Origin of the sequence: Paenibacillus glycanilyticus NBRC 16618 (assembly GCF_004000805.1) — a bacterium.
In the GTDB taxonomy this organism is placed as follows: domain Bacteria; phylum Bacillota; class Bacilli; order Paenibacillales; family Paenibacillaceae; genus Pristimantibacillus; species Pristimantibacillus glycanilyticus.
The window spans coordinates 285,383-311,861 of sequence record NZ_BILY01000001.1; the positions used below are offsets into that span (position 1 = coordinate 285,383).

20 protein-coding genes are annotated in these 26,479 nt (G+C 48.5%); 1 reads left to right on the forward strand and 19 read right to left on the reverse strand.

Annotated elements, in window-relative coordinates; genetic code table 11:
• Nucleotides 1-9: 9 nt before the first annotated feature.
• The 3 genes from PGL01S_RS01085 to PGL01S_RS01095 all read right to left on the reverse strand — a co-directional run bounded on the left by PGL01S_RS01085 (nucleotide 10) and on the right by PGL01S_RS01095 (nucleotide 3,085).
• Complete coding sequence (locus PGL01S_RS01085; protein WP_127490718.1) at nucleotides 10-855, reverse strand: helix-turn-helix transcriptional regulator; 846 nt, start codon at nucleotides 853-855, stop codon at nucleotides 10-12.
• A 40-nt stretch (nucleotides 856-895) separates the two neighbouring features.
• A complete protein-coding gene (locus PGL01S_RS01090) occupies nucleotides 896-1,633 on the reverse strand; it encodes a phytanoyl-CoA dioxygenase family protein (protein WP_127490719.1) in 738 nt (245 codons plus the stop codon).
• Nucleotides 1,634-2,191: 558 nt separating this feature from the next.
• A complete protein-coding gene (locus tag PGL01S_RS01095; protein ID WP_127490720.1) occupies nucleotides 2,192-3,085 on the reverse strand; it encodes an AraC family transcriptional regulator in 894 nt (297 codons plus the stop codon).
• Nucleotides 3,086-3,203: 118 nt separating this feature from the next.
• Between PGL01S_RS01095 and PGL01S_RS01100 the strand changes: the two genes are divergently transcribed.
• Nucleotides 3,204-5,147, forward strand: a complete 1,944-nt coding sequence (locus PGL01S_RS01100) for a glycoside hydrolase 5 family protein (RefSeq protein WP_127490721.1) — start codon at nucleotides 3,204-3,206, stop codon at nucleotides 5,145-5,147.
• 192 nt (nucleotides 5,148-5,339) lie between these two features.
• Here the strand turns inward: PGL01S_RS01100 and PGL01S_RS01105 are convergent, their stop codons facing one another.
• The 16 genes from PGL01S_RS01105 to PGL01S_RS01180 form a co-directional block, all read right to left on the reverse strand.
• Nucleotides 5,340-5,579, reverse strand: a complete 240-nt coding sequence (locus PGL01S_RS01105) for a ferredoxin (RefSeq protein ID WP_127490722.1) — start codon at nucleotides 5,577-5,579, stop codon at nucleotides 5,340-5,342.
• A 14-nt stretch (nucleotides 5,580-5,593) separates the two neighbouring features.
• Nucleotides 5,594-7,135: a GH39 family glycosyl hydrolase gene (locus PGL01S_RS01110; RefSeq protein WP_164775339.1), complete on the reverse strand. Its 1,542-nt coding sequence runs from the start codon at nucleotides 7,133-7,135 to the stop codon at nucleotides 5,594-5,596.
• Between the two features lie 193 nt (nucleotides 7,136-7,328).
• Nucleotides 7,329-9,563, reverse strand: a complete 2,235-nt coding sequence (locus tag PGL01S_RS01115) for a GH36-type glycosyl hydrolase domain-containing protein (protein WP_127490724.1) — start codon at nucleotides 9,561-9,563, stop codon at nucleotides 7,329-7,331.
• 24 nt (nucleotides 9,564-9,587) lie between these two features.
• Complete coding sequence (locus PGL01S_RS01120) at nucleotides 9,588-10,862, reverse strand: FAD-dependent oxidoreductase (protein ID WP_127490725.1); 1,275 nt, start codon at nucleotides 10,860-10,862, stop codon at nucleotides 9,588-9,590.
• Nucleotides 10,863-10,880: 18 nt separating this feature from the next.
• Entirely contained in the window at nucleotides 10,881-11,672 is a 792-nt protein-coding gene (locus PGL01S_RS01125; protein ID WP_127490726.1) for a sugar isomerase domain-containing protein, read from the reverse strand.
• 26 nt (nucleotides 11,673-11,698) lie between these two features.
• Nucleotides 11,699-12,475, reverse strand: a complete 777-nt coding sequence (locus PGL01S_RS01130) for an SDR family NAD(P)-dependent oxidoreductase (protein WP_127490727.1) — start codon at nucleotides 12,473-12,475, stop codon at nucleotides 11,699-11,701.
• Between the two features lie 2 nt (nucleotides 12,476-12,477).
• Nucleotides 12,478-13,461: a phosphotriesterase family protein gene (locus PGL01S_RS01135; RefSeq protein WP_127490728.1), complete on the reverse strand. Its 984-nt coding sequence runs from the start codon at nucleotides 13,459-13,461 to the stop codon at nucleotides 12,478-12,480.
• A gap of 22 nt (nucleotides 13,462-13,483) precedes the next feature.
• Complete coding sequence (locus PGL01S_RS01140) at nucleotides 13,484-14,440, reverse strand: ROK family protein (protein ID WP_127490729.1); 957 nt, start codon at nucleotides 14,438-14,440, stop codon at nucleotides 13,484-13,486.
• Nucleotides 14,441-14,621: 181 nt separating this feature from the next.
• Entirely contained in the window at nucleotides 14,622-15,350 is a 729-nt protein-coding gene (locus PGL01S_RS01145; protein ID WP_127490730.1) for a GntR family transcriptional regulator, read from the reverse strand.
• Between the two features lie 149 nt (nucleotides 15,351-15,499).
• Nucleotides 15,500-16,906, reverse strand: a complete 1,407-nt coding sequence (locus PGL01S_RS01150) for a glycoside hydrolase family 88 protein (RefSeq protein ID WP_127490731.1) — start codon at nucleotides 16,904-16,906, stop codon at nucleotides 15,500-15,502.
• 12 nt (nucleotides 16,907-16,918) lie between these two features.
• Nucleotides 16,919-17,920: an NAD(P)/FAD-dependent oxidoreductase gene (locus PGL01S_RS01155; RefSeq protein ID WP_127490732.1), complete on the reverse strand. Its 1,002-nt coding sequence runs from the start codon at nucleotides 17,918-17,920 to the stop codon at nucleotides 16,919-16,921.
• Nucleotides 17,921-17,947: 27 nt separating this feature from the next.
• Entirely contained in the window at nucleotides 17,948-18,310 is a 363-nt protein-coding gene (locus tag PGL01S_RS01160) for a Rieske (2Fe-2S) protein (RefSeq protein WP_244935473.1), read from the reverse strand.
• A 4-nt stretch (nucleotides 18,311-18,314) separates the two neighbouring features.
• Nucleotides 18,315-19,427, reverse strand: a complete 1,113-nt coding sequence (locus tag PGL01S_RS01165) for an amidohydrolase family protein (RefSeq protein WP_127490734.1) — start codon at nucleotides 19,425-19,427, stop codon at nucleotides 18,315-18,317.
• A gap of 133 nt (nucleotides 19,428-19,560) precedes the next feature.
• Entirely contained in the window at nucleotides 19,561-20,394 is an 834-nt protein-coding gene (locus PGL01S_RS01170; protein ID WP_127490735.1) for a helix-turn-helix domain-containing protein, read from the reverse strand.
• 6 nt (nucleotides 20,395-20,400) lie between these two features.
• Nucleotides 20,401-21,591 (reverse strand): polysaccharide pyruvyl transferase family protein, encoded by a 1,191-nt coding sequence (locus PGL01S_RS01175; RefSeq protein ID WP_127490736.1) that lies wholly within the window; start codon nucleotides 21,589-21,591, stop codon nucleotides 20,401-20,403.
• A gap of 67 nt (nucleotides 21,592-21,658) precedes the next feature.
• Nucleotides 21,659-26,347 (reverse strand): sugar-binding protein, encoded by a 4,689-nt coding sequence (locus tag PGL01S_RS01180; protein WP_244935474.1) that lies wholly within the window; start codon nucleotides 26,345-26,347, stop codon nucleotides 21,659-21,661.
• Nucleotides 26,348-26,479 lie beyond the last annotated feature (132 nt).

A 26,479-nucleotide genomic window follows, 5' to 3' on the forward strand; every position in this document is an offset into this window, starting at 1 on the left:
CCCTCCTGCTTAACTTCCCTGCTTCCTGTATTCTCTTGGCGAACATCCGAATTTCCGCTTGAATGTCCGATCGAAATGGGGAATCGAATTAAATCCCGCTGCGAAGCATACTTCCGTAATGGGCAGATCACTGCTTCGGACAAGCGCCGACGCAAATTGCAATCTTCTCTCGTTTAAGTATTCTTGAAAAGAAATGCCGACTTGTTTACGGAAGCATTCGCTCAAATAATTGGCGGATAACCCCGCGTAACCCGCCGCGTTTGCAAGCGAGACGGGTTCGCGGAAGTGATGCTGAATATAAAGCAGCGCCTTCCGAATGGAAGGATGCATAACCTCTTTGCTATTGTTCTGTTCGCTTCGTTTAATCAGATCCATCTGTCTCACAAGATCAACAATGATGCGTTCAAAGCTGCCCTGCACGATAATTTCGCTGCCGAATTGCCAATGCTGCGACTCGTTCCATAACAGGGAGAATTCCGACTCCATCTTCTGCGCATGCTCGTTATCGAAAGTATGGATGAATAGACCTGCATGTCCGAAGATAGCTTCATAGATGACCGGGCGTAATAAAGAGTCGTTAAATATGAAATCGAATAGCTCAATTGTCTGTCCTTCATCCGGAATCAGTTCATGGAAATCAGCCGTTGTCAGCAGGAATACCATCCCCGGTTGAAGACGGTAGGTCTGGCCGTTCACGATATGGCGCCCCGTGCCGGAGACGATGCAGCCCATTTCAAAAAAATCGTGCCAATGCGTTTCTATTTTGTCGGTAAGCGTTTGCTTAAACATACGAAACGAGGAAGAGACTTCCAAATAATTACTCTCAAGCAGCCTCTCCGGCGACCCGTTATTCATCCGTTCTTCCCCTTTCGCTATATCTACTTATTTATTTGTATTATACGTTGACGAATGCGCTTCCCGCCAGATCCTTGCCCCTTGCCAGCCAAACCTTATGACCGGGATTTTTCTCCTCAATTACTTTCGCTTCCGTTGAGAAATACCGCATTGTATAGCCGCAACGACGATAAGGGCTTTTATTAGGCGCAGCGCCGTGAATGATGCGCGAATCATGGAGCGAGCATTCGCCCGGTTCGAGTTCGAAGTATACTGCCTTGGAAGCATCCATATTTTTAATCTCCGAATTGAAAATATTATCTTTACCGTCGACTTCTTCATACTCGGAGAAGCCGCCGGCATGAGTACCGGGAATGACGCGCATGCAGCCGTTCTCTTCCCAACTGCGGTCAATCGCAAGCCAAACTGTCACAATCTTATCGAAGCTGCTCAGACGGCCATTCCAATACGCGGAATCCTCATGCCAAGGCGTTTGTTTGCCGATCAACGGTTCCTTGCAGATGAAATGGCTCGACCATAAACCGATATTAGGCCCGATAATCGGTTCTACCAAATCGAGCACCTCGTCGCTGAGCAGGAACTTGAGCAGACGCTCGTCACGGAAGTGCGGAGTGTCCAGCTCGCTATTGAGCTTCCTGCCAACTAGCTCCCATTGCTCTTCGAAGATGCCGCTGAGCTCCTTCATTTTGTCTTCGCTGAATACTTGCTTGTTGTGAAGCAAGTAACCGTTTTTATTATAAAACTCAACTTCCTGCGGTAAAAGTAATGCATTTGTCATTTGTAAATCCCCTCCGTTAATGTGGTTGTTGTTTCTGAACCAATCATAACGGGAATGCCCTTATTCGTACTTCTCGTTATTTCCTGTAAAGTTGATTTATCTTCGGAACTATTCTTTATGCCCTTCTGTTAGCCGATTTAACTTGTAAAATTTCTCAAGATGCTTGCCCGAGCATCCGGATGTTGAATGCGTAGTATGATGCGAGGTCAATGCGTTAAAACTCATCAGCTTGGAGATGAACTTGGCATTGCCAAGGATCGAAGACATACCGATTTAGATGAAATAAGAGCTTCACGCTATTGTCGACGCCTCCCGTACCAAGCAGAAAAATAATATGATGATGAAAACAGCGGTTTATACGTATTATTTTCTCATGGTGAAGCAAGTTGTCTAGCAAGGGAAATATGGAAGAACGAAGAATTCCGGGAGTTTATCGGGAGCAACTATTAAATTCTCTAGTAAAAGATCAATAGCCGGTAAGGGCATTTGTTCCCTTAGCCGGCTATTATAAATTAATGGCTATATTTATCCATCTGCATTTGTAAGGTATAGAATGATTTATTGCAAATATGTCTTACGATACTGATTCGGCGATATCCCCTTAAGCCGCTTGAACATTTTGATAAAATAGCTCGTATCATTGTAGCCAATCGACATAGCAATTTCGGAAATACTCCGTTCCGAGTCCACCAGTTGCTGCTCCGCTCTTTGTATTCGCAGATTATGCAAGTAATCTGTAAAAGATAGATGCATCATGGCCTTGAACAGTCTTGCAAAATGACTATAGCTCAGCATTGCTTTCTGACTGACTATGGATGCTGACAAATCTTCATGCAGATGCTCATGAATGTATTGGATAATCTGTTCAAACTTCTGGATATGAACCGGCGGTACTCGTCTATATTCCCCGCTTGAACGAAACCAATCCACTGCCGGATTTCTAAGCAAATACAGCGTGATTTGATAGAGAATGGACGTGACCCCGAGCTCGAAACCGATATTTTGATACCTATATTCTTCATAAATGTCCATGATCCAGCTATTCATCCGTCTTTGGTCTTCTTTATTTAACCGCAATGCTCTAGGATGCGCTTCCAGCGAAGCCAGAATTGGCCGAACATAGCGCAGTTCGAACGCCAAGCTTGACAGCGGCTCCAATACCTCAGGGTCAAACCCCAGCACATAATGTTCAGACGCCATGCCTTTTTCTACGATAACAGCATGCACCTCACAGGGATAGATTAGAATCAAATCTCCTGCCGATACTTCCTTTCTTCCATTTCCCACCTCAAGAATAGCTTCGCCTTTTGTAAAATAAATTATCTCGAGGTGATAGTGCCAATGATAGCCGGAGTGATAACCATCCGTTTCTGTCTCAAGCTTCCCCGTATAAAATGGGTGCTCAAATCCACCGTTCTGATTTTTATTCTGTTCAAACACCGGCGTCACCATGCTATCAACTCCATGATAGAATCGTTATATTTTTGATCATCCCTATTATAGCGTAGCTGCAGTCATTTTCGATATGATTTTGAAGAGGAAACTAGCGTTATAAAGGAGAATTATCTTCATGTCCACTAATTCGTTATTGCAATTACAAAGTCCCTTCTTTCTCGGAGTCAACTATTGGGCATCACATGCCGGCACCAGAATGTGGTCCGACTGGAGACCCGAGGTCGTTGAACGAGACTTTCGTCTTCTTGCCGATTCTGGAGTAGAAGTATTGCGAGTATTCCCGCTATGGCCGGATTTCCAGCCGATTCATCGTTTGTATGGATCACAAGGCATGGACAAAGGCATTCGGTTTGGCGAACAGCATGTACCGGATACCGAAGCCGGGCGCGCGGGAATGTCAGAGCTCATGATGGAACGGTTTGTTCAACTGGTTGAATTAGCCGAGCGTTACAAGATCAAGCTTATCGTTGGCTTAATCACTGGCTGGATGAGCGGTCGTTTATTTGTACCGCCAGCCTTGGAGGGCAGATCTATTCTTACAGATCCTGATGCCATTCGTTGGCAGAGTCGATTCGTCACTTATTTCATCAGGTATACGCGAGAATTAGATACCATTATTGCCTGGGATTTAGGCAACGAGTGCAATGTCATGGGAGAAGTAAACAACCGCGAGGAGGCTTGGTTATGGACATCATCCATTGCCAATGCTATTAAGTCCGCCGACTCTAGCAGGCCGCTTATCTCAGGCATGCACAGCCTCATTCCCTCAGGGAATTGGACGATGCAGGACCAAGGGGAGTTAACCGATATTTTAACGACGCACCCCTATCCTTATTGGACACCATATGCCGACTTCGACCCGATTAACACGATACGTCCTATCGTACACGCTACGGCAGAAAGCCTGTTTTACAGTGGAATTGGCGGAAAGCCTTGCTTCGCGGAAGAGATGGGCACGATGGGGCCAATGGTATGCAGCGAAGAGGTAGCTGCAGCTTTCGCACGCACGAGCATGCTGACGCAATGGAGTCATGGATTGCCCGGATTATTATGGTGGTGTGCCAATGACCAGACCAAACTCGAACACGCTCCCTATGATTGGGTAGCTTGCGAAAGCGAGCTTGGATTATTGACTGAGGATGGCCGCGTTAAGCCGGCATTGCTCGAGATGGCCCGAATCAAACAGCAGATCTCGGAACTACCGATTGCCTCATTGCCGACTAGAATCATCGACGCTGTGTGTATCATTAATACCGAACAGGATCACTGGGGTACGGCGCTTGGCTCTTTCATTCTTGCCAAGCAGGCAGGGCTCGATATTGAATATCAATTCGAAGATCAGCCTCTAAAAGATGCCCCTCTCTATCTGCTTCCAAGCTTGACGGGAGTATCGGGCATTCCAAAGCGCCGATGGGAACAGCTTCTCGAGAAAGTTCACGAAGGATCGTCCCTTTATGTCTCCATGGACGGAGCAAATATGCTTAATTTCACCGAATTAACGGGTCTTAAAGTGCTCAATCGGATGCGCAGGGGACGTCCTGCTGAAGTCACGCTTCATGATGCTGATGAATCGGTTAACCTATCGATTCCCGCAGCATTCCGGCTTGTGCTCCAGGCTGTGCATGGTGAAGTTCTGGCAACGGAATCTGATGGTAATATAGTGTTTTCTAAGGCAGTCTACGGGAAAGGCAGTATTTATTTCCTGTCGCTTCCAATAGAACTTGCAATGGCTCAGCAGCAAGAAACGAGCTACCGGCCTCAGGAGCATCCTTACTGGAAAATATATAACATATTAAAGTCATCCATTGTTTCTCATAGAGTAGCTACGATTGAGAATCCGAATATTGGCATTACCGAGCATCCCGCCGAGCAAGATTCCAGAATTCTCGTCTTGATTAACTACTCTCCGGAGAAACAGGACGGAACACTTCAGCTTCATGAGGGCTGGGAAATAAATTCTGTTTGGTACGGTGAAGTTAAGGCAAATGAATCAGTTAACGGAATTCCATTATCCATTGACAACAATGAAGCAATTATTATGCGGCTTGCCAAGAAATAAATAATAGAAACAATCTTAGGGACAGCCGCATAAGCTGTCCCTAAGATGAAACATTAGAGCCAATCTGGCTCTACCAGCCGCATATTGCGGCAACCGTACGCTCTTCCCCTTCCCACAGGTCGAAGAGGATAATCTCGTCATGTTCACCCGGCAACGGATTTCGATCTGCTTTAATTAGAAGAGATTATTAAACTACACGATATGAAAAGGTTCATTTTGAATTTTTATAGAATCTGTCGGACAGCCATCCTGTGCATCTATTAAATCCTCGCAAAGCGTCTCGTCCTCGATTGCTACTTTTCCACAATTGCCGTCTCCATGGTAAATAACCTCAGCTAAACCTTCTTCATCGTAATCGAAAATGTCCGGTGCGGTTGCACCGCATGCACCGCAAGCAATGCATGTATCTTTATCCACCCAAGTATATTTCAATTTAACGATCCTCCTTAACGCAACGGCTCTAATTCCAAAAAGGATACCGCGTGTCCCGTGAGCACGATATGCTCTTCATAACTTCCCTGTAAATCGGCCGTGTACTCCGGATAATACAGCTTCAATTCCCCTGCCTGCTGAATGGCTTCCCGCTGCTGCTGCGTTGGCTGAGACGGGCTGCCCAGCTCCTTGTACATCGTATAGGCATTGCTATGCGTATGATCGAGCCGATAGTGGCGTATCCGGTAACGTCCCTCGATGCCTTCCAGACGGAGCGAGACCCGCTTGTTGCCCAGCTTTTTGGAGAAGTCGTCATCCGAATGATAAAGGGCGATTTTATAGCAGCCATTATCGTCCTTGGTCGGAATCACTCCCACACCCGCTTCTATTTGGTCCGATTGGTGTGTCAGCAAACGATCCCCCAGCTTGGCCATAAGAACGTAACCATTGTAGATAGGCTTTTTATAGTCATTAAGCGTGAAGAAGCTCCGGTACCCCTCGAAATCCCGATCCAGATCATGCTGCCCCGACAGACAGATCATCATCTTGCTAAGCGGAATTTGCCGTTTGGGCATCTCCCGAATCAACGTATCCACCATTCGAACGTAGAAGGCCGGGAAATACTCGGTTTCCCTGAAGATCAGATCGGGGAATTGATCGACATTGCTGAAGCCGTTGCTGGCGGCACCCCATTCGTCCGCAATGATTTCCAAATCGCCGTAACCATGCCGTTTCGCTATATCGGAGTATTCCTGGAATATATTCTCGACGATTCCTTTTACGCTTGGCCGCAGGCCTTTGCTGAACTCAGCCGGGTTAATCGAATAAACATGAACGGAGAAGAAATCGATAGGCGTGCCAACTTCCCCGGTCGCGTCATTCCTGCCCTCGCGCGTATGACGAAGGAAGGCATCAACAAAGCTGCGATTATAACAAGCCGAAGGGCCTCCTATGCGAATGTCGGAAGACACGCGTTTCACGCCCGCGGCAAAATGATCGTACAATCGGCAATAAGCGGGGAGCTTCTCCTCGTGCACCTCATAGGTTTGATCCGACAGCCAGTAATGAAGATCCGGCTCGTTCCAGCAGTGCATATACCATTGCTTTACCTCTTCAACGCCATATCGTTCGGTTACATGCTTCGCATATTGGTAGACGACTTCTTGCCATTCCAAGTAATCCGCTGGCTCCGAGAAATTAATGCGCTTGCCTTTATAACGTTCCAGCTTGGACAGCTGCAGCGGATTTTTGGCTATGGCGCGAGGCATGAAGTTATAGCAGATGAGCGGCTTGAAGCCGAGTCCCAGCAAATAATCAAGCCGGTGATCGTTCATCGAAAAATCATACTGTAGCTCTCCGCCCGGAGATCTCGTAACAATATCCTCAAGCATGGCATACATTCGCACATACTTGGCAACCTGATCCTGCGATACCTTCTCCAGAATGCGCTTGCCCCAAATATCCTCGATGGCATCCGTAGGATGGAAGTGAATGTGATTCCAAAAGTTTGTTTTTATTATGGTTTGATCATCTGTCGCTTTAATTGTAATATTCATCCTGAATACCCCCATTTAGATTATCAGCCGCTGTTCATCCCATGTTTATGGATTAATTCTAATGGAGAGACGGCCTAGCATACATGTATATTTCATCTGTATTTATGGACAATTGTTAGATTCCTTTCGTATGAAAACAAGCCCCCCTTCTGCTGTATTGCAAAAGGAGGGCTTGTTTTCATTTATCGGCGGTTCACTCGTTAAACAGTTTATAATAACAAAATAGCATCCATGCATGAACATGAGCGCAATAAGGCTGGAAGGCGTCCTCTACCCAAAAAGGATATAACCCTTCTCTTTGGGATACCGAAGAGTTCAAGCTGTCCGCAAAGGTCCAATGACCTACCCAATAATCCGGATAATGTTCCGCGAAGCGGTGAAAAGTAAGTTTCTTGAACAGTTTAATGGCTTCTTCCTTATCAAAGCTTGACAGGCCAATGATTAACGGACCTTGATGAGAGAACCAAATTCCCCCATCCTCCCCATCGCCTTTGCTCCATAAAGGAACCTCTCTTGTTCGGGCTCCGTATTTCTCTTCATCCAATACCCTTGCCTTGATCTCGGCATACAGCTGCTTCTTCCTATCAACAGGGAAGCTCTCGGTCTGCAGCAGAAAAGTCTGGGGCTCGATACATAAATGTTCCATGCCGAACTTCAGCTCAGGTTCGTCCTCCTCGCATAAATAGCAGCGCGGAGAAAAGGTTCTGCCCTGCATATCCGTCATAAAAGCAGCGGATAACGCATCATGGTATTCCTTGCATTCGCTAATAAAGGATTGAAGCAGAGCCTTGTCCTCTATAAAGGAATTCGAGAGTTCTAATTCCCATAATAACCGTGGAATAACGGCCAGCGCCATCGTTGTGTTTAAATGGGACTGCGCGAAGTTCCAGTAAATATTCGGAGAATAAGGATGAAAGAAACTGTCGCTCCAATCGGAGTTTAGCATTCTAATCAGTCCATGCCTGCCCCTGCCGACCACATCTCTTAGGTATACGAAATGCTTGACGAGAAACGTTAATACGGCATCTTTGCGGTCATGCTCAACGGGATAATAGCTGATGCTTTCATTAAGGAATGCGTAATCCCCCGTCACGTTCAAGTATTCGGCCACAGCCATAAACATGTACAGCTGCGCATCGCTCTCCATATATACGCCTGGATCGCTATAACCAAAGCCAATATTCTGCCGTTTGATTTCGCCGTCACTTAATGAATGCTTCATCGAATATCGGATACAGGATTTGGCAAGCTTCGGATTCGTATAAATGAGAGGTAAGCTATGCTGAAGATGATCTCGATTGGAAGCATTCTGCCCAAGATGATACGCATATACGGAGCCTTGCGGGATATACGTTTCTTGGAAGTATTGGCTGTACGTTGCCATCGCTTCGAGCGTATACGCATTCCATATCATTTCGGAGCGCAGAATTAAATCCTGCTCCCTCGACAAATCAGGAAGAGCCTGTTGCCATAAATGAGCATAAGCACCCGCTGATTCATTAATCGGCTTAGCATGGGACAACATTTGTTCGACTTGATTCTGTATCTCGTCCCCTGCATGGTCAAAGGCCAAACCGATAATGAATTGGAAGTTCTTCTGCTCTCCAGCAAGAAGCTCGGCTTCAAACTCCGCAAATAAGACATCCCCGATATCCGTTTTCTTGAAGCCTGCCCTGCTTGTATGGGAAGGGTCTGCAACCGCATGCATAAACACGGACGGAGGGGCAACGTCATGCGTGAAGCTATCCCTTGCATCATCCGGCAATACAAGCAGCTTTAACGGCTCGCAAGAAATGTCCGCTATCGCGATAGTCTGATTGCGTTGAACGCTTAACTGATTTCGATACTCCACAAGACGTTTGTCGGGAGCAGCCGATTGATCATTCATCAGCAGGTATCGAACAAGCAGCTTTTCCGTATAATTAACCTTCACAGGAGATTGACCGTTGTTTCTTAAGCTCAGTTGAACAAGCATAGACGGATTGCCCTTATGCAGCTCCATGGAGGGCTGCATGGAAATGGTCTTGGATACGGCCACCTGCTCGTCAAAGCTATAGCCATAATGGGCATATCCTACTCCAAAGCGAGATTGCGATTTAATGGAAGGATTGGCATGTTCCCCGACTAATAAATACTCGGCAGCCGATTGATCAATACCGCTTGCTATACGGAGGATGGATTGATTCCATCCTTTGTTTTTCCCTGCGTGATTCAGCCTGGCCCATCCGCGCTCGCCGGTTATGAACTCATACATCCCGCTTGCATGCGCGAATACAGTGGCCCGATAGTTGCCGAGCAGAAAGCAAGGATCCTCCGGGAGCTTCGCATCTTGACCTGCTTTATCCTTGGCGAAGAACGGATAGCCGCCCATATAGTGATAGACCGGCAAACGATCCTTATCCAGATCCCAATGACCCACTTTGTTCATGCCTTTACACAACCTTTCCAAACGCTATAAAATAACATCCTGCGAACGAAGTTTATTCAATAATAAGATCATGGGTAATTGTCTTATGGCCTTACCATGCGCAATACTAAGCGCTGCCGCCGTGCCGGCCGCCTGTCCCATTGCCATGCATTGCGCGGAATTGCGGGCAGAGGCCTGGGCGCTATGCGTTGCGGATAAGCAGCGACCCGCAACGATCAGATTGTCGATGCCTTGCGGGAGAAGAGAGCGAAACGGAATATGATAATAGCCGTCGCCCTGCACATAAACCCAACGGGTATCCGCTCCGGCGCGATGATCCTCTATCGGAGCCCCGCAGCAGGCAATACCGTCGTCAAACCGTCGTCCCGCTATAACATCTTCCTCCGTAAGCTGGTATTCCCCTGTAATACGTCTTGTTTCCCGGACGCCGATATAATGGCTGGTGCCAATCAGCGACCCGTTCTCAAATCCCGGTACGCAGTCCTTAAGGAAGCGCACATACTCCTGAGTTTGCTTTCGTCCCTCTACCTCTGCGAGCGTAAGCGCATACGGGTCTGTGGCGTCGATTCCGCTTACCCTGACCATATTGGCTTGAATAATTCCGGAATGAGGGGTGACATGCCAGGAGCCTTCTTCCCGCGGCAGCACGTAATCGCCTGATCGGTTGGCAGCCTTCATCTTACCGGAAAGCTCGGCATGACTGATTGTTCGCGCAGTTTCAACATCTATATTAGCCAGAAAGAAAATCGTAGACAAGGATTGAAGCTCATTGGCATCGCATTTCTCAAACGGAGCGCCTGCTCTGGCTGCTATATCTCCATCGCCGGTGGTATCCACATAAATCTTGGCCGTTACTTCCGTCAGCCCCTGCTTATTGGCAAGCACGACATTTGTAATGTTACCTTCCGACTGATGGACCAAGCTGGCATAAGTATGGTACAAGAGCTCGGCACCCGCTGTCAGCACCGCATTCTCGTAAACGACCTTCAAAAGCTCCACGTCATAGGTAATTCCGGTTCCCGCTCCATACGTATTCCTGCGTTCGAATGCCGCATTAGCGTTCAATAATTGCTGGGCAAGTTCCCAGGGAATTCCGCCAACAATTCTTTGCTGCTGCTTGGGGGTATAAAATCCGTAAAAGGTATCCACTCCGGTTGCTGTTCTAGAGCCGCCTAGACAACCCTGCGATTCTACCAGCAATACCTTCAGTCCGCTGCGGGCAGCGCTGATGGCCGCGCAAACGCCTGCAGCGCCGCCGCCGAGTACCAGCACGTCAACGTTTTTTTTAATCGTCGTCACAGCCTGTTTCCTCCTCCGCTAGATTGTTCTTGTCGTCCGCCAGTATTCTTCATAAGAAGCATTGAACAAACGATTGGACTCCTCGTCTCCAACAAAAATCGAGCTCGTAATGACTTTCGGCGGTTTTCCTGCCTGCGTCAGCTTATCGGCCACTTTGCATTTAATCAAATTGACGATAATCGTATTTCCGATCGTAGATCCAGGTCCTACCGGCGTGTCCAATCCTTCGATCTTAACCATGGCATCCCCAGGCACGGCACCGTTATCAATGACGATATCCGCAAGTTCGAACAATCGGGAGCCGGAGCTGTGCTTGGATCGGCTTTGATGGCTATGCCCCACAGAAGTTACGGCAATAAGGGGAATGTTCCGTTCCTTCATCGCCAAGGCGAGATCAACAACAACACTGCCCGCTCCGCTGTGAGAGAAAAGAATCATGCTGTCATGCGGACCATAGTGGAAATTATCCGCAATGACACGACCGAAGCCTTCTACATTTTCCAGGAACATGGCTTGACGCTGTCCATTGCTTCCCACTACCGCGTGGTGATTCGTTAAGGCTAGCTCAACCATGGGATGAAAGCCGGGAAAGCTGCCGTAACGCGGATACATCTCTTCCACGGCCATCCGCGAATGCCCGCTTCCGAACAAATGAACCAGCCCTTCGCTATTGATGCTGTTGAAACAAACCTCTGCCGCCTGGTTAATGGCATCCATCTGGGTCTGTTCAACGCGTTCAATCACTCTCTTCACGCCATCCATATAGTTGTTGTCCAGACGGCTATAAGCTTCCTCATTATAAATCGTCATTCTCTTAATCTCCCCTATTTGAATATTTATTGGGCGCTCCAGCCTCCGTCGACGGGCAGCGCAATTCCGGTAATAAATTTGGATTCCTGGCTTGCCAGGAAAAGAATTGCTTCAACAACGTCGCTGGGGTAACCCACATGCGGCGCCAAGGGCTGAAATTCCGTTAAAGCCTCGCGAATGACGGGATCATTAATCGCCCGCTGGGACATCGGCGTATCGAGTAATCCCGGACAAACCACGTTAATGCGAATGTTGCTCTTGGCGTAATAGACCGCTGCCGACTTGCTGAGCGAGATAACAGCTCCACGGCTGGCAGCATAGGCATGGGTAGTAAAATGTGCTCTAGTTCCTACCATGCCAAGAACCGAGGAAATATTAACAATCGAGCCATGTCCCTGGCGGAGCATTCGCTTAAGGGCTATTCGATTGCTCTGATAGACACTTTTGACATTGATGTTCATTGCCTGATCCCAGCCTGCCTCGGAGCATTCATCAAGCGGCCCGTCTCCAAAGCGCCTGGCACTTATTCCCGCAACGTGTACAAGAATATCAATCCGTTCAAAATGCTGCTCCAGTTCCATAGCGACAGCATCCATTTCTGATGTGTTCGTTCCATCCGCCTTCCGATAAATGACATTCGGATGGGTAAGCAAACTTCTCTGAGCCTCACTGAACTGCTCTTCCGCTTCCAGACCGATAACGGCAACAGAGGCGCCTTCTTCTATAAACCGTTTGACGGCTTCAAGTCCAATTCCCCCTGTACCCCCGACAACAAGAACATACTGGTTGGCAAACCTCATCATTTTTAAACAACCTCATCTCTCGCTGCTTTTTTTAGAGAATAAGCATTTGCCGGATTATCGCGCAGCAAGAGGTTGAGCTGTTCGTCGCCGAGGCCCTCCGCCCGTAAACGCGGAACGAAGGAAGCTAACAGATGCGACATGCCAGGCCCTCCCCCGTAAGCCTTCCAATAAGACCGAAGAGCAAAGTCTGTCCCCAGAATCAGCTGCTTCTCATGCCCTGCTTCAATTAAACCCCGAATTAGCTCCACGCTATGCGAGTCAGGATGATATTTAATGCGGGAGGCATTATCGTACTCCAAGAAACAGCCAGTCGCCGCCAGCTCTTTGTGCAGATAAAGATCCGGATTACGATCCATGTGGCAGATAATTACATTTTTCGGATCGACCCCAAACTTCGCCAACAGCTCGATTTGTTCCAGACCGCAAGTGCCATGCTCGGTATGGGTAGCGATCGGCACACCTGTGGCAATATGGGCGATTGCCACCGCTTCGAGCAGCTTTCTGGACACCGGGGCGATAACGTTATAATCGGATGCTCCTTTTAGTACGCCCGCTTTAGCATCGAGCCGCTCCACTAACGGTCCATTGTAGCTGTATCGGTCCATCCCGACTTCGCATTCCTGGATAAGCAGCTCGGCAATTTGGTCAACGGAATAATGATAAATCCAATGAAGATCGTCATAATACATCGGTTTGTGGAAACCGGTCACCGCAATGATGTGCGCACCTGTCTGCTTGGCGATATCAACAAGCGCGGAAGGATGACGTCCACTGTCCAATGGCATATAATCGACAAAAGACTGTGCGCCGTATTGCATACATTCCTTAACCTCAGCCACCGCGTAATCGACCTGATTCAGCAGCAAATCCTTATTCTTCATCACACCTAAGCCGCCTTGAATGATTAAATGCTCATGGGCATATACAATTCCCAATTGGTCTGCCGGCACATCGCCAAGCACGGTTCTTGCCATTTGCTGTTTCATCTAGTAGCTCACCTCCGGTTATTCAGCTAGTTCTTCGTGACATAGCCCAAGCAGCTGCTCCTACAGCCCCGGCATACGTCCCGAATACCGCCTCAACGACATCGACGCCGCCTAAAGTAGAAGGGAATAGAATTACCCTGCTCTCCAAACCTCTGCGCACTAAATCCAATAAGAACCCCGATCGGGCTACGCCTCCACCGATAATTACGGCTCCGGGATTCAAGATAGCTATGCCATTGCGAATAGCCTGTACAAGAGCATTCGCGGCTCCCTTCAGAATATCGATGGCGAACCGGTCGCCTCTGACTGCTGCCTCGTCAACTATGCTGGAGTTCACCTTGCTCACATCATCCTGTACCAGCTCCCGCATAAGAGTTGGCAGACCTTGCTTCAATACCCGAATAGCAGCCGATGCAATAGCCGGGCCGCTTGCAATCGTTTCAAGACAGCCGCGGTTGCCGCAGCCGCAGAGCAAACCATCAGGTTGAATAACTTGATGTCCCAGTTCGCCTGCGACGCCGCGGCTGCCCAGGATCAGTTCTCCCTTAAGAACAACCCCTCCGCCAACGCCCGTACCCAGAACGAGGAGAAGAAAATCGGAAATCCCGCGGCCAGCGCCTAGATTAAGCTCGGCAAAAGCAGCTGCCCTGGCATCGTTTATTAATTCCACTTCCTGGCCAGTCACTAGCATCAGGTGCTCTCTTAATTCAAATCCATGCCAGGAATCCGGAAAATTGGGAAGCAGTACAACCCGCTTTCGTTCTTGATCCAAAACTCCCGGTACCGCTAGGCCGATTCGCTGCAATTCACCGGGGAAACCTCGATCGGCATCGACAATAAGAGCCGACAGTTTGGCCATTACAGCAGCTGTACCTTCGCTTGCGCAAGTTGCCAATTGCTTCTCATGCACCACCTGTCCCGATTCATTCAAGAGGACAGCTTTTATGTGGGTCCCTCCCAGATCAATACCTAGAAACATGATTCTCCCCTTTTTATTTCGTTATTTCGTTTGTACGTACAATCGGTTACGGGTTCATTATAATAGCCTTCTTTTTATTTGTCTATATCTTATTTTGTTTGTACGTACAAAGAAATAGACAGATCCTCCTCTGCAACCAGAATAGAATCTGTCTTTCCTTATTGGCTTTATATTCAGCTATTCAGCCTCTCTTAAGACGTACTTCGTAAGAATATTGATCGGCACGAATGATGCCTTCCTCGTAGACAAGAGGCTTGCCCTCCATGTCGAACGCCGTTCTGCGGAATCTTAAAGCGGGAAATCCCGAAGCGACCTCAAGAAGTTCGGCTTCCTCCCCTTCCAGCACAGCGCCTTCAATCACATGAAGCGCTTCATTTACTGTTCTGCCGGTCTGAACGTGAATTAATTCGTAGAGAGATCCTGTATAGTCCATCTCCGGAGTCATTCCGATTGTTGCCGACAAGTAGCACTGGGAATAGACAATAGGAATTCCATTGCCCGTACGGATCCTGTTAATAACAAGAGAATCTTCGTGTTCCTTCAGCTGCAAGGCGCCGGCAATCGAATGAGGCGCGGTTATTCTGTCTGCGCCAAGAAGTCTGGTACCCGGACTCATGCCGCGGCGTCTCATCTCCTCGCTGAAGCTTAACAAGTGAAGCAGATCCACTTTGACCTTCTCAGAAGCAAGATGAATCCCTTTGCCCGTTATTCTAGTCACATGGCCGCCCTTTTCCAACATCGTAAGCGCGTTTCGTATCGTTGCCCGGCTGACCTGAAATCTTTCCTGAAGCTCGGCTTCCGTTGAGTAATAATCGCCAGGCTGCCTGGAGCCGTCTGTAATCTCCGATTCCAACAGCTGATAAATCTGATAGTATAAAGGGATCGGTAAATCCCGATTAATTCGTTGCATGGTCCACCTCGCTCTAGCTATTTCCGCTGCCTGTCGCAGTCGTACTCCAATTACGTTTGTACGAACAATAGTAACATGGTTTTTATAGCTTGAAAAGCGGTGCACCCATATGGAAGAACGCGAGCTGCAAGCAACCCGCGTTCTCCGTCCTATTCATGTGAAACCGCCGCTGATAATTGTCCCAACAGCCCCATCGCCATTTGCGAAATAACCCTATATCCGCTCCGTTGAAGCTCTTCGCCGTTTTTGTTACTTTGTGCCGTACCGGTCATCAACCCATCCGGCGTTAAATAACGACATAGCGAGGCTGCCGTATGAGCTGCATCTGCCTTGCCATTAAATAAGCGAATGCCTATGCGGTCAGCAATAGCTAATGACGCCGCAATTCCGGCAGAAGCCGAAGTATCGACTCCGCTCTCCACTTCATCAACAAAGCAGCTCCAAAGCCCCTTTGCGCTTCTGAATTCAAATGCTTTTCGCAGCGTTTCGCTATATTCTTCTTCAATGAATCTCAGTTGCTCACCGTTCAATAGCTCCTTGTCCTTCAATTGTTCAAGCGTGCGGATAAGCCCAAGCAGATGCCACGCATACGCCCGCCCCCAATTACGGAAGCTTCGCGTCCCGTCATCCTGCCTTCTTAAATATAACGCCCCGCCTTCCCATAACAATGCTCTTCTTAACTCAAGCTGTTTGAAGGCGAGCCATGCCAATTCACGATCCCCCCGGTGCGCGGCGATAACGGATAACGGGTACGCAATCGTATAGCTGCCTTCCGCGGATAGGGTATCGCCGTCCTTAATAATCCCCTCCTGGTCGGTATGCTCTTTCATAAATTGAACGGCACAGTCTACCAGAGAATGAGTAGGGTCTAACTTCGTCAACATTGCGATCGGCAGCGTAGATTCAATGCCGTAGAAGCAGCCATCCGAAGGTCTGCTTCTTGGATCCTCATAGACCAGATCGTTGTTCTTCACAAACAGCTCCAAATGCCGGCGAGCGGTAGAATTAAATCCAGCGTCCAGCAGCCCGTCAAGTACGCAGCCTTCCATCCAGCCGAATGGCTGTATGCTGGCCAGCGAATTAAACCTGTCCTCGAACGACTCCAGTGGCGTCTTGGCATCTCCTATCATCAAATGCGGCAAATGCACAGGTTCGATGCTGCTCGTGGAAGGATTACCTGCAAAAAACCACAGCGGGGCTTCTCCGTCTATCATGCGAAGCCCTACTCCTTCCTTCAATGCGATCAGCGCTTCATTTAGTCCTAAAGGCAGTTCGAATATCTGGAATACGTGAGCATATCGGATATCCAGCGTACCAAGCACGTTTCTAGTACGCAAGGCGATCACTTCAATTCTTTTATTTTCCCGGACATCGACAGCCACCGTGATTCGCAGCCTGGCATGATCCGTCTCTAACAACTCCTGCGAATGCCAATGCAGCTCGGTAATCGTTAAGCCATCCGGCAGGACAGGCTTTGCTTTCCAATCAAACGGCACACGCTGCCCATCAGGCAGATTCAGGGATGGCGACTTTATATCGTTTGCAATTACATACACCTTTCCACTTCCTTATGCACGCTTCATATGACTGCTGTGACCCGGTGACAGCTTGGCATCCGGATCGATATAAACCTTGGCGTTGTTAATCGCGGTTGGCGCTTCTCCGAAGCCGACCGCAATCAATTTCAGTTTGCCCGGGTAAGTTGTTATGTCGCCTGCGGCGAAAATGCCCGGTATACTTGTCTCCATGCGGGTATCGACTACGATTGATCCGCTCTGAATATCAATTCCCCACTCTGCAATAGGACCAAGCGAGGATACGAATCCATAGTTCACAATCACGGCATCCACTTCATGGCGAACCTCTTCCTTCGTCTTGGTATCCAGAAGGGTCACGGCTTCGATGCCAGCGTCGCCATACAGTCCGGTCATTTCCTTATTCGTCAGAACGTTAACCTTGGAATTCATTAAAGTCTGCACGCTGTGCTCATGCGCGCGGAATTTGTCCCGGCGATGGACCAGCGTCACTTGCTCCGCAATCGGTTCCAGCATCAGCGACCAGTCGACAGCCGAATCCCCGCCTCCGCTGATCAGCACCTTCTGCCCGGCAAATCGCTTGAGATCATCTACGAAATAATGCAAATTTTTACTTTCGAAAATAGCAGCTTCGGGGAGCTCCAGCCGCCTAGGCTCAAACGCTCCGACGCCTCCCGTAATAATGACGGCCTTTGCGTAATGGGAAGATTTATCGGTAACAACTTCGAACAGCCTCTCGTCATGCTTGATGACATTCAATACCTTCTCCTCGAGAGCAATGTCTGTTGCGAAATGGCTTAACTGTTCTTTCAACCGGTCAACCAGCTCCTGGGCGGTTACCTTCGGGAACCCTGCAATGTCATAAATATATTTCTCGGGATAAAGCGCAGACAGCTGACCGCCAAGCTGGGGCATGCTTTCAATAATCTTCACAGAGGCTTGGCGCATCCCTCCATAGAAAGCAGCGAACAATCCCGCCGGACCACCGCCGATGATAAGAAAATCAACGGGATTGTTTTTTGAATGTATGCTCAACAATGTATACCCTCCGTCTATATTAAATTAGATAACGACATATACCTTGTCGTCTTCCACCTCAACCTTATAACCGCGCAGCTTTACCTTCTCGTCAACTAAATGCTGCCCGGTAAGCAAATCAAACTCCCAGCCATGCCACGGACAACGGACAATTTCTTGATCTTTGCCATACTTGTACTCATAGACCAGGGAAGGCAGCCTTGTCCCGCATACCGGACCTTGGCATACCGGGGCGCCGGCATGGGGACAAATGTTGCGCCAGGCATAAAACTGCTCGCCTACCGCAAATAAGCCGATCTCCATTCCCTTGACTGTAACGATCAATCGTTTGGCATTTCGCAGCTCTTTGGCCGTCGCCGCTTCGTAACGATTTTGCGTTTTTTCCATCTTGCTACTCCTCCTTGCTGCAAGCCGCTTCAGCATCTGTCACAGCAGCAGGCGGAGCTTCGTGTAGACCGTAAAGCTCGATCGCGTTCTCCACCAAAATACGCTGACGAAGCTCCTTGCGAATCGGCTGAAGCGCCATCTTCGGATTATCAAAGTCCCAATGCGGGTAATCGGATGAGAACATGACGGTTCTGCCGGCATCGACCATATCCAGAATTTGATTCAGATGCTCGTTGTTGGCCGGCTCTTCAATCGGCTGAGTCGTCAGGCGAATATGTTCCTTGATATATTCGGATGGAAGCCGCTTCAGCCACGGCACCAGATCTCTTAAGCCCTTATAGTTCTTGTCCATTCGCCACATGAGATGAGGCAGCCATGCGATACCGCCTTCAATCGCCACGAACTTCAAAGATGGAAACTTTTCAAATACGCCTTCGCATACAAGAGAATTGACATGCGCCATATAGTTAGCAGGCAATATATTATGCCATTCCAGGTAAGAGGTCGGATAACCGGATGGCGTAGGCGCACCCGCAATGCCTCTTCCTTCCGTTCCGGGATGAACCGCCACCGGCAAGCCGTTACGCTCGGCTGCCTCATAGATCGGATGATAGAAGCGTTGACCAAACAGCATCCGCGAACCGCTGCACATGATAACTTGCACCATGTTTTTGTTAACGGCCATACGGTCGATTTCTTTCGCCGCCGCCAATGGATCCGCATGATTAATCAGAATCGAGCCTTTATAGACGGGACTGGCCTTGAGCCATGTCTCGACAAGCCAATCGTTATACGCGCTGGCGACAACGTTCCCGTAATCCGGATTAGGATTGAGTGAGATCCCCAGAATGCCGGAGCCCGTCAATATACCGTAATCAATACCGTACTTGTGAAAATGATGCTCAAGCATATGCTTCGGATCGCTGCCAGGCAAGCCGCCTCCCGGCGGTATGGCATCGGAACGCAATACGCCTATTGGCGAATGCCAGCCGCCTCCGTAGCCCGCTCCGGCCGATTTCCAATAATCATGCCATACTCTCGGCAAGAACGGCAGTAAATCTTCGGACTTGGCAATCGCATTATGCACATCTGTATCAATAATTTTCGGCTTAGTCATGGGAACCTCTCCTTTGCCCCGCAAAAAGTGTAATCGCTTTATTAGCTTTACTTTACAATGCGGGGACTCTAACGTACATGAAGAAAAGGCATGAGAATCTGGATTATTGTCAGATTCCCATGCCCTTCAAAGCTTATGATTTTCGGAAATCTCTTGGGGACATTCCCGTCTCTTTCTGAAACAATCTGGAGAAATAGAAGGAATCCTCGAACCCGCTTTCCTCCGCAATTTCTTTAATAGGCAGATCCGTATTTCTAAGCAATAGCTTAGAATGATCAATTCTGATTTTGTTTAAATAACGTATGGGACTAATGCCCGTATGCGCTTTGAATAAGACGGAGAAATAGCCCGGGGACAAGGAAATGCTTTCTGCCAGCTGATCACGGGTAAGATTCTCTTTGAATGACTGCTTCATATACTGAATAGCCTTCTGAACGGCGGTCACCGCACCCGGATGATCTTCCCGATTGGCTCCTAGCCTCTGGATAAGCTGAATCGCATTTAACAATTGCAGCTTGACATGCCATTCATAGCCGTTGTTTTTATCATGCCAGAGCTCATAGGCCTCCCGAAATACAGATTCAAGCACCATCTGCTCGGACCCTGCGTTGCCAAGCTGCAACGGCAGTCTCCCGGACGCCTCGCGGCTGAGCATAGTGCCCCCTTCCCATTGAATCGTACGGTATTGAAACAGAAAGGAATAGAAATGAAGAGGGTTCGAACGACTGGAGGTTAATCGCATAGGGAGTCCCGGCCAGATTTGAAATAAGTCTCCGGGACCAATCGACTTCTCTTCGCCGTCAAATGCAAGCACCCCTTCTCCGCTGTACACATAAGCAAGCGAGTGTACACCCGTCCGTTCCCTTGCTATTTGATAGTCAAGCTGTTCCCATACCTGTTTATTTCGAATAGCCACCTCTATAATTCGAGGAGTAAAACCGTTAAAAAATTCATAGTCCATCATCATGTTCCGTTAACCTATAGCCCGCTTCAAAGTATCCACCATCTCGTGCTGGAGTGCCTGCACACGCTGCTGTGCCTGGGCAGCAGCATGTTTGGCAGCCTCCCCGTGCATCGCTAACTGGAGAACTGCAGGGACAATTCTATTTCTGTCTTGTTCCAGATCCAAATCAAACAGCCATTCGTCAAGGCCGATGTCCCTCCACATGTATCCTTTGGAGGTCTGCTCTTTGAACGTGCATACGATAGCCGGGATCCCATTGCCAATACACATAATCGGCGAATGCATTTCATTGCCGAACAGTCCAGCCGAACGCACATATACGCTTAAGGCCTCATCCGTCAGCCAGAATCGGTCTCTCCAAACGACTTTTGGCTTCATATCCTCCGGAAGCTGATCCCACAGCATTTCTTTGCCTAGTTCCATTTGGGTCATATCCTCCGGACAAATCAGCACTTTATAGGGAGTATTCCTCACAATCTCGATAACGGCCTGCCTGAGCTCAACATGATCATGTTCCTTCATCGCTTGATTATAGGCATGCTTGTCTTCATCGAAGGAAACGTTCTTTATTGTCCAGAACGGCGTATAGCGGTACCTTGGAATACAGCAAATAAATTGACCCTCCTCCAGACCTTTTTCGTTTAAAAAGGCCGTTGCCCGGGCGTCATCTCTTAAATCTGCTGCGAAAGCGCCATCTGGCCCAAACCTCATAATGGGACAATAAATGCCATCGTCTATGGCTTTCGCCAGTGAAACGGAGTCGCGGAAATAGACGAATGCTGCCTCTGACAAGAGCTGCTGCATAGCCGGCCAATTCGATTCATTATAACCGCCATAAGTGATGCCAAAGACACCATACGGCTTGCCCGTATGCTGCCGGTATGCTTTCACATCCTCATGGCCTACAAGCAATGGACCAGAGCCGTGAAGCAGAAAATCACTCTGTTCCACCGCTTTCTGCAGCTCCGGATTGGATGCACGGCCATCATTGCCAATACGTCCCTGCACGGCTTGAAGCTCAGGAAAGCGTCTGAGGAGCATGGCGAGAACCTCTTCGTTGAAATCATCCGATGCCCATAGAATAACCCCCGCCTCAGGCATATAAGTATTCAACAGCTTTAATACGCCGGGAGTATGCGCAATATCTCCAATATTCACAGTCTGCCAAGATGAACGAAGCAGGATTGTCGGTTTGTTCATAAGTCACCTCAAGTTAATAAGTCTTGCACGCAGTGAACTTCTTGCTGCGCACAAGACTTTTTATAGGTTATTTCAGAAGTTGATAAACTCTATAGATCAGCACGGCCGCTTCTGCGCGGGTTGAATAGCCTATTGGATTCAGATTGCCTCTCTCCCCTTGGACCATTCCAGCTTGCACAAGTGCAGCCATACTGCTCTTGGCATATTCGGATACCAGATTAACATCGGCAAAGCTGTCCAAGCTTTTCTCCTCCGCCGCGATTGGCAATGAATATCCCGCAGCCTGCAAAGCTCTTGCAGTCAGAACCATCATTTCCTGCCTGCTGATCTCCTGCCGCGGACCAAAACGGCCATCGCTCAGCCCTTTTGCAATCCCAAGCTCCTTGGCAATACCCACCTCATTGTAGAAATAATCCGTTGCTTGAATATCGGCAAAATTTGAAGTTATATCTTTTTCTATTCCTAAGGTGCGGATCAATAGGGAGATGAAATCCGCTCTTGTTATCCTTTTGCCTGGACCAAAGGTTGTTTCACTCGTACCGTTAATAATGCCTTTGGATACCAATACTTCAACCGGCTCCTTTGCCCAACCGAATTGCCCAAGATCCGAAAAGCTAGAGATCTGAAAACCTACGGCAAACGTACTGAAATGATTGGTAGTGAACGTAACCATTCCGGTGCGCGCATCATAGCGTCCCGAAGGGATTTTGACGACTTTACCTTCACCGTCTATATACCAAATCGCGATATGCTCCGGCTTCTTCATCTCATCCGGTGTTGGCTTATACGGAATGGAAACGACGACAGGAGCTTGCTTGTTCTTCCATGTTACTTGCTTGCCGTCCACGAATAGGGCCAAATCAATGACAGGCTTGTCGCCAATTTTCCTCTTCACTTCAGTTGAAAGTCTGGAACGGTCAGCGGAGCCGATGCTGAGTTCAACCTTCGATGCTCCTTCCAAATCTATTCCCTGCAGCATTTGGTCGGACAATAGGATCGTTCCTAATGCCGTATGCAGCTCCAATTGATTAGAATCCGGCATTCCTTTAAAGTACACCGCGGGAATGGATTGCACATAGGTCTGTGCACCCGCCGTTTCCTTGATGCGCACAGTTATTTTTTTATTTCCCTCGTCATCTGCTGCTGCTTTGGCCAACATCGCCTGAAGCATCTCCTCGGTGAGCTCTGCAGAAGCCTTGTTGCCCGTTAATGCCGGACTCAATTCGATTTCCGAATGGTCTGGTACCGTCACCTGTGAATTCGTATCACCGCCTGAGTCGCCATTGCCGCTCCCGGTTCCGGTTCCAGGCTCCACCGCCGGTGGAGCTGCCAAGGTCACATTTCCGAATAAAGACGTAGATGCATTCGAATTCAGCTTTCGGTTACTCCACATCGTTGCATTATCCCGAATGCCGTCATAATTGCTGTCATCGCTCGCTCCAAAATCAAATCCGATTACCGTGCCGACGGTTGGCGTAATCGTCCGCAAAGGAAGAGCCGCTTCAATCATATAGCCGCCGTCAACAACCTTGGCCGCCGAAGTAAAGCTGTCAGCGGTAGCGTTCTTGCCCGCGCTTCTGAGATTCTGATAGTTCACGCGATAATGACTGTCATCTGCTTCATAAGTTACTGTTTTCGCATTATTCTCGTCTATGAAAAACTCCATGGAATCATGCTCCCACAAATTTCCGCCTGTGGCATTCAAATTGTGGTCCTCTACCTGCGCTAACACGTATAACTGATGCTCATCCCACAGCAATCGCACCTTTGCCAATGGATAACCTTTCGTCGGGTCGCTTAAATAGAGCGCTTGATTGCTTGGTGTCGTAGACCAAATATCATCGATAACCCCGTCAATAACCGGCGTTCCCTTTGCTGCCGTTGTGGCTTTCGGCACTTCCGGGGTAGGTTCCGTAATTTGCACCGTATCATCTTCAAGGAAAGAAGCATTATTCCACGCCGTTTCATAGGCACCGATATCTACTCTCGCATTCGCTCCAGCCCCTGCAAACGGACGAACATTCCCGTCGAAGTCTTCAGTTGGAGCCATCGTACGGGTGCCCGTATCATTAGCCGGGGAATCCTGCTGCAGATGAAAATCATAAGTTCCATCGGCTACGGACACAAATTTAGGGTCGGCAACCTTGTCGTTTTGTCCAAGAAACCGGGTTAAACCGCCATATAAATTGTTTGCAAACAGATTATTCCAGCCCGCGCTGCCATTGGCATACTCCCCTTCTTCATCCCGTGCAATCGAAATATTATTCAAGAAAATGGCATTGTCGCCGGATTGCACATCCATATTGGGATATTTCAAGTGAGGACTTCTGCTGTTGTGATAGACCGTGTTGTTTATAACATGAACGTTATTGCTGCGATAAACATGAATGCCGCCTCCGCCGTTGTCATAGACAATGTTGTTTATGACAAGCTTTTTCCCTTTATAAGCTTCATCGACATCGAAAATAATGCCGTTTCCATCCGAATAATCCTTCGTCTTTTCCCACTTCACCTTGGTTTCGTTGTCATGCACCAGATTGTTCCGGACAATAATTTTATAATCCGTCGTATTGTTATCGTAATCCTTATCATTCATAAAGCTGATGCCGCTTGTTGCGTAAAAGGAATACCAAGAGTTTGAATAAATGTCATTATGGTCGATCGTGATATAATCTCCGCCGCCGCCAACACCGCCACCGGACATATGATGAATCTCGCTATTCTTTACGACAAGATGATGGCCATTTAGAGTGATTCCATTAGTATTCGTCTTCGCGTATGTCGACCAGTCGGAACCTCCGCTTGCAATACTCTCGTAATTGGCTTCCCCTTCCGCTAGCGTCAGATTCCGGTTGTTTCCTTCAATCTCGAGCCCATCCAGAATAATATAATTGGCCGAGACATCAACCATGTCCCATACCCCTTTAACTCCTGGAGGGAGGAGGAGCTTCGGTTTATTGTTCATGTCGTACGCTTTATAAGTGATATAATGCTCGTCGCCGGTTTTGACATCCCTCGCCCCTGAACGATTAATAAGCACGAAATTATTGGCATCGTTCACCGGAGAATAGGTTCCGGGCATGAGGTTGACGGTATCACCCGGATTCGTAACGCTGATCGCTTTCGCAATGGTCTTGAAAGCGGTCGTCATGCTTAATCCATTATTGTTATCCAGTCCGCCGGGGCTGACATAATATTGAACAGGTTCTCCAATGTAAGGCTGCTCTTCAAAGATCGCTCCGGGGTCTGTGTTCACAACCGGAGCCGTACCAGGGTTATTGGAACCCGATAACTGGACATCATCAACCAGGATTTTGGTTTCCTGCCGCGCGCCGTCTTTGACTTCCATCATGAAACCCTTGAGCCCGCCTAAGTAAGCGTTGTTTTGCAAAGGCTCACTGTTCACGATTCGCGTATCATTCAAGTATATATCGTAGCTTTTTGTATCCAGATGAACAATCAGTTTGATTTTGTACCAATTATCTATACTCCAGCTGCTTCTTGCGGCCATTGCGCCTGACTCTGTTGCGTTAGAGCGGGCGTAGATCTGATTATCCATTCCAAATGTAAAGATCGAGCTTTCCATACCGGAAGCACTTATCAGCTTGAAGATGTAATTGGCTTGTTCATCCTTCAGCAGAAAACGGGATTCCAATGTATAACTCTTCATCGAAACCGGCGCCACCCAGCTGGAATGGAAAGGAAAACCTATAACCCCTGGTTTGGACGTAGGGGTTGTTACCTCTGCAACACGGGACCCCTCGTTGTCGATTATTTTGACCGTGCTGGCGGAGCTGCTTTTGATAGCACTGCCGCTAATCAGAGCGGAGTTTAATGTCGCCCCCGTTGCTGTTCCGGCGATGACAGGATCCACGTCCGATGCTTCAAAAGTCGTTGTACGGAATGTCTGGTCTCCCAGATCGGGTATGGCTTCGTTAACAAATTCGAATCTGTCGATGACCGGCGTTGCATTCGTCCCGACCCGCTCAATCTTTAAAGTGTTTGCACCTGCGTTTAAGCGGATTCCTTTTATTTCTTCATACTGCCAGTTCGCCCATGAGCCTGTTGAAGCCCCTTTGGCATCTTGAATCCTCTCTCCATTCACGGTTATCGCGTAAGGCCGTGCCGTATTGCCCAGACTGTATCTTACTTTCATCGTGTAGATCCCGGTTTGGGGAACATCAACATTATTGTATAACATGTATCCGTTAACGCCTGAAGCAATGCTTGCGTAACCGGTGCCGGAGAATCCTGGAGCGGTGCCGGAGTTGGCGGCAATCGTAACGCCGGAATGAGCAGCACCTCCTCCATTCTCCGCTTCAACAATCGTCGCGAATGGGATCGCTTCAATCGAATTAACCTTTGGACCGTCTTCGCTTTCCGGAGAAAGGTTAATCGTGTTCGAGCCTTGATTCAACAGCACGATCGCAGTTGGCGTGTTCTCGCCAGAGGTGTCTTCTTCACTCGTTGGAATCCCCGAAAAAGTGGCATACTTCTGCCCGTTTACCCTTAAGCTGAACGGTCTGGGCTCAGACTCCGCATTGCTGTAATGGATATGAATGATATAATTCCCTGCCACGGCAGCTTGTACATTCGTCCAGGTAAGACCGGAGCCATTCTCCATATCTCCCGATGCCGACTCCGTGTCATACAAGAACCCCTCAGCAGCGTATGCATGTTTGCCCGAAAGGCCGGGAGTCAAGTTCGTACTTAATACCAGAGTAAGCAGCAACAGCCATAAACCGATTTTCCTCATTATGATCATCCTTTCTTGAAATGGATACCGCACTAATTAAGCGCTTTCACTCCTTGCCATAAGATAGGACTCAGAGGTTTGATTGACTCCCCCTGCGTCCTAGAAAAAGCCAGCTATTGAATAAGCTGGCTG

What these genes read in the sequence shown, in the direction of transcription:
- PGL01S_RS01085 (WP_127490718.1), bottom strand. Translation starts at nt 855, where the DNA reads ATGAATAACGGGTCGCCGGAGAGGCTGCTTGAGAGTAATTATTTGGAA.
- PGL01S_RS01090 (WP_127490719.1), bottom strand. Translation starts at nt 1,633, where the DNA reads ATGACAAATGCATTACTTTTACCGCAGGAAGTTGAGTTTTATAATAAA.
- PGL01S_RS01095 (WP_127490720.1), bottom strand. Translation starts at nt 3,085, where the DNA reads ATGGTGACGCCGGTGTTTGAACAGAATAAAAATCAGAACGGTGGATTT.
- PGL01S_RS01100 (WP_127490721.1), top strand. Translation starts at nt 3,204, where the DNA reads ATGTCCACTAATTCGTTATTGCAATTACAAAGTCCCTTCTTTCTCGGA.
- PGL01S_RS01110 (WP_164775339.1), bottom strand. Translation starts at nt 7,135, where the DNA reads ATGAATATTACAATTAAAGCGACAGATGATCAAACCATAATAAAAACA.
- PGL01S_RS01115 (WP_127490724.1), bottom strand. Translation starts at nt 9,563, where the DNA reads ATGAACAAAGTGGGTCATTGGGATCTGGATAAGGATCGTTTGCCGGTC.
- PGL01S_RS01125 (WP_127490726.1), bottom strand. Translation starts at nt 11,672, where the DNA reads ATGACGATTTATAATGAGGAAGCTTATAGCCGTCTGGACAACAACTAT.
- PGL01S_RS01130 (WP_127490727.1), bottom strand. Translation starts at nt 12,475, where the DNA reads ATGATGAGGTTTGCCAACCAGTATGTTCTTGTTGTCGGGGGTACAGGG.
- PGL01S_RS01135 (WP_127490728.1), bottom strand. Translation starts at nt 13,461, where the DNA reads ATGAAACAGCAAATGGCAAGAACCGTGCTTGGCGATGTGCCGGCAGAC.
- PGL01S_RS01140 (WP_127490729.1), bottom strand. Translation starts at nt 14,440, where the DNA reads ATGTTTCTAGGTATTGATCTGGGAGGGACCCACATAAAAGCTGTCCTC.
- PGL01S_RS01145 (WP_127490730.1), bottom strand. Translation starts at nt 15,350, where the DNA reads ATGCAACGAATTAATCGGGATTTACCGATCCCTTTATACTATCAGATT.
- PGL01S_RS01160 (WP_244935473.1), bottom strand. Translation starts at nt 18,310, where the DNA reads ATGGAAAAAACGCAAAATCGTTACGAAGCGGCGACGGCCAAAGAGCTG.
- PGL01S_RS01165 (WP_127490734.1), bottom strand. Translation starts at nt 19,427, where the DNA reads ATGACTAAGCCGAAAATTATTGATACAGATGTGCATAATGCGATTGCC.
- PGL01S_RS01170 (WP_127490735.1), bottom strand. Translation starts at nt 20,394, where the DNA reads ATGATGATGGACTATGAATTTTTTAACGGTTTTACTCCTCGAATTATA.
- PGL01S_RS01175 (WP_127490736.1), bottom strand. Translation starts at nt 21,591, where the DNA reads ATGAACAAACCGACAATCCTGCTTCGTTCATCTTGGCAGACTGTGAAT.
- PGL01S_RS01180 (WP_244935474.1), bottom strand. Translation starts at nt 26,347, where the DNA reads ATGAGGAAAATCGGTTTATGGCTGTTGCTGCTTACTCTGGTATTAAGT.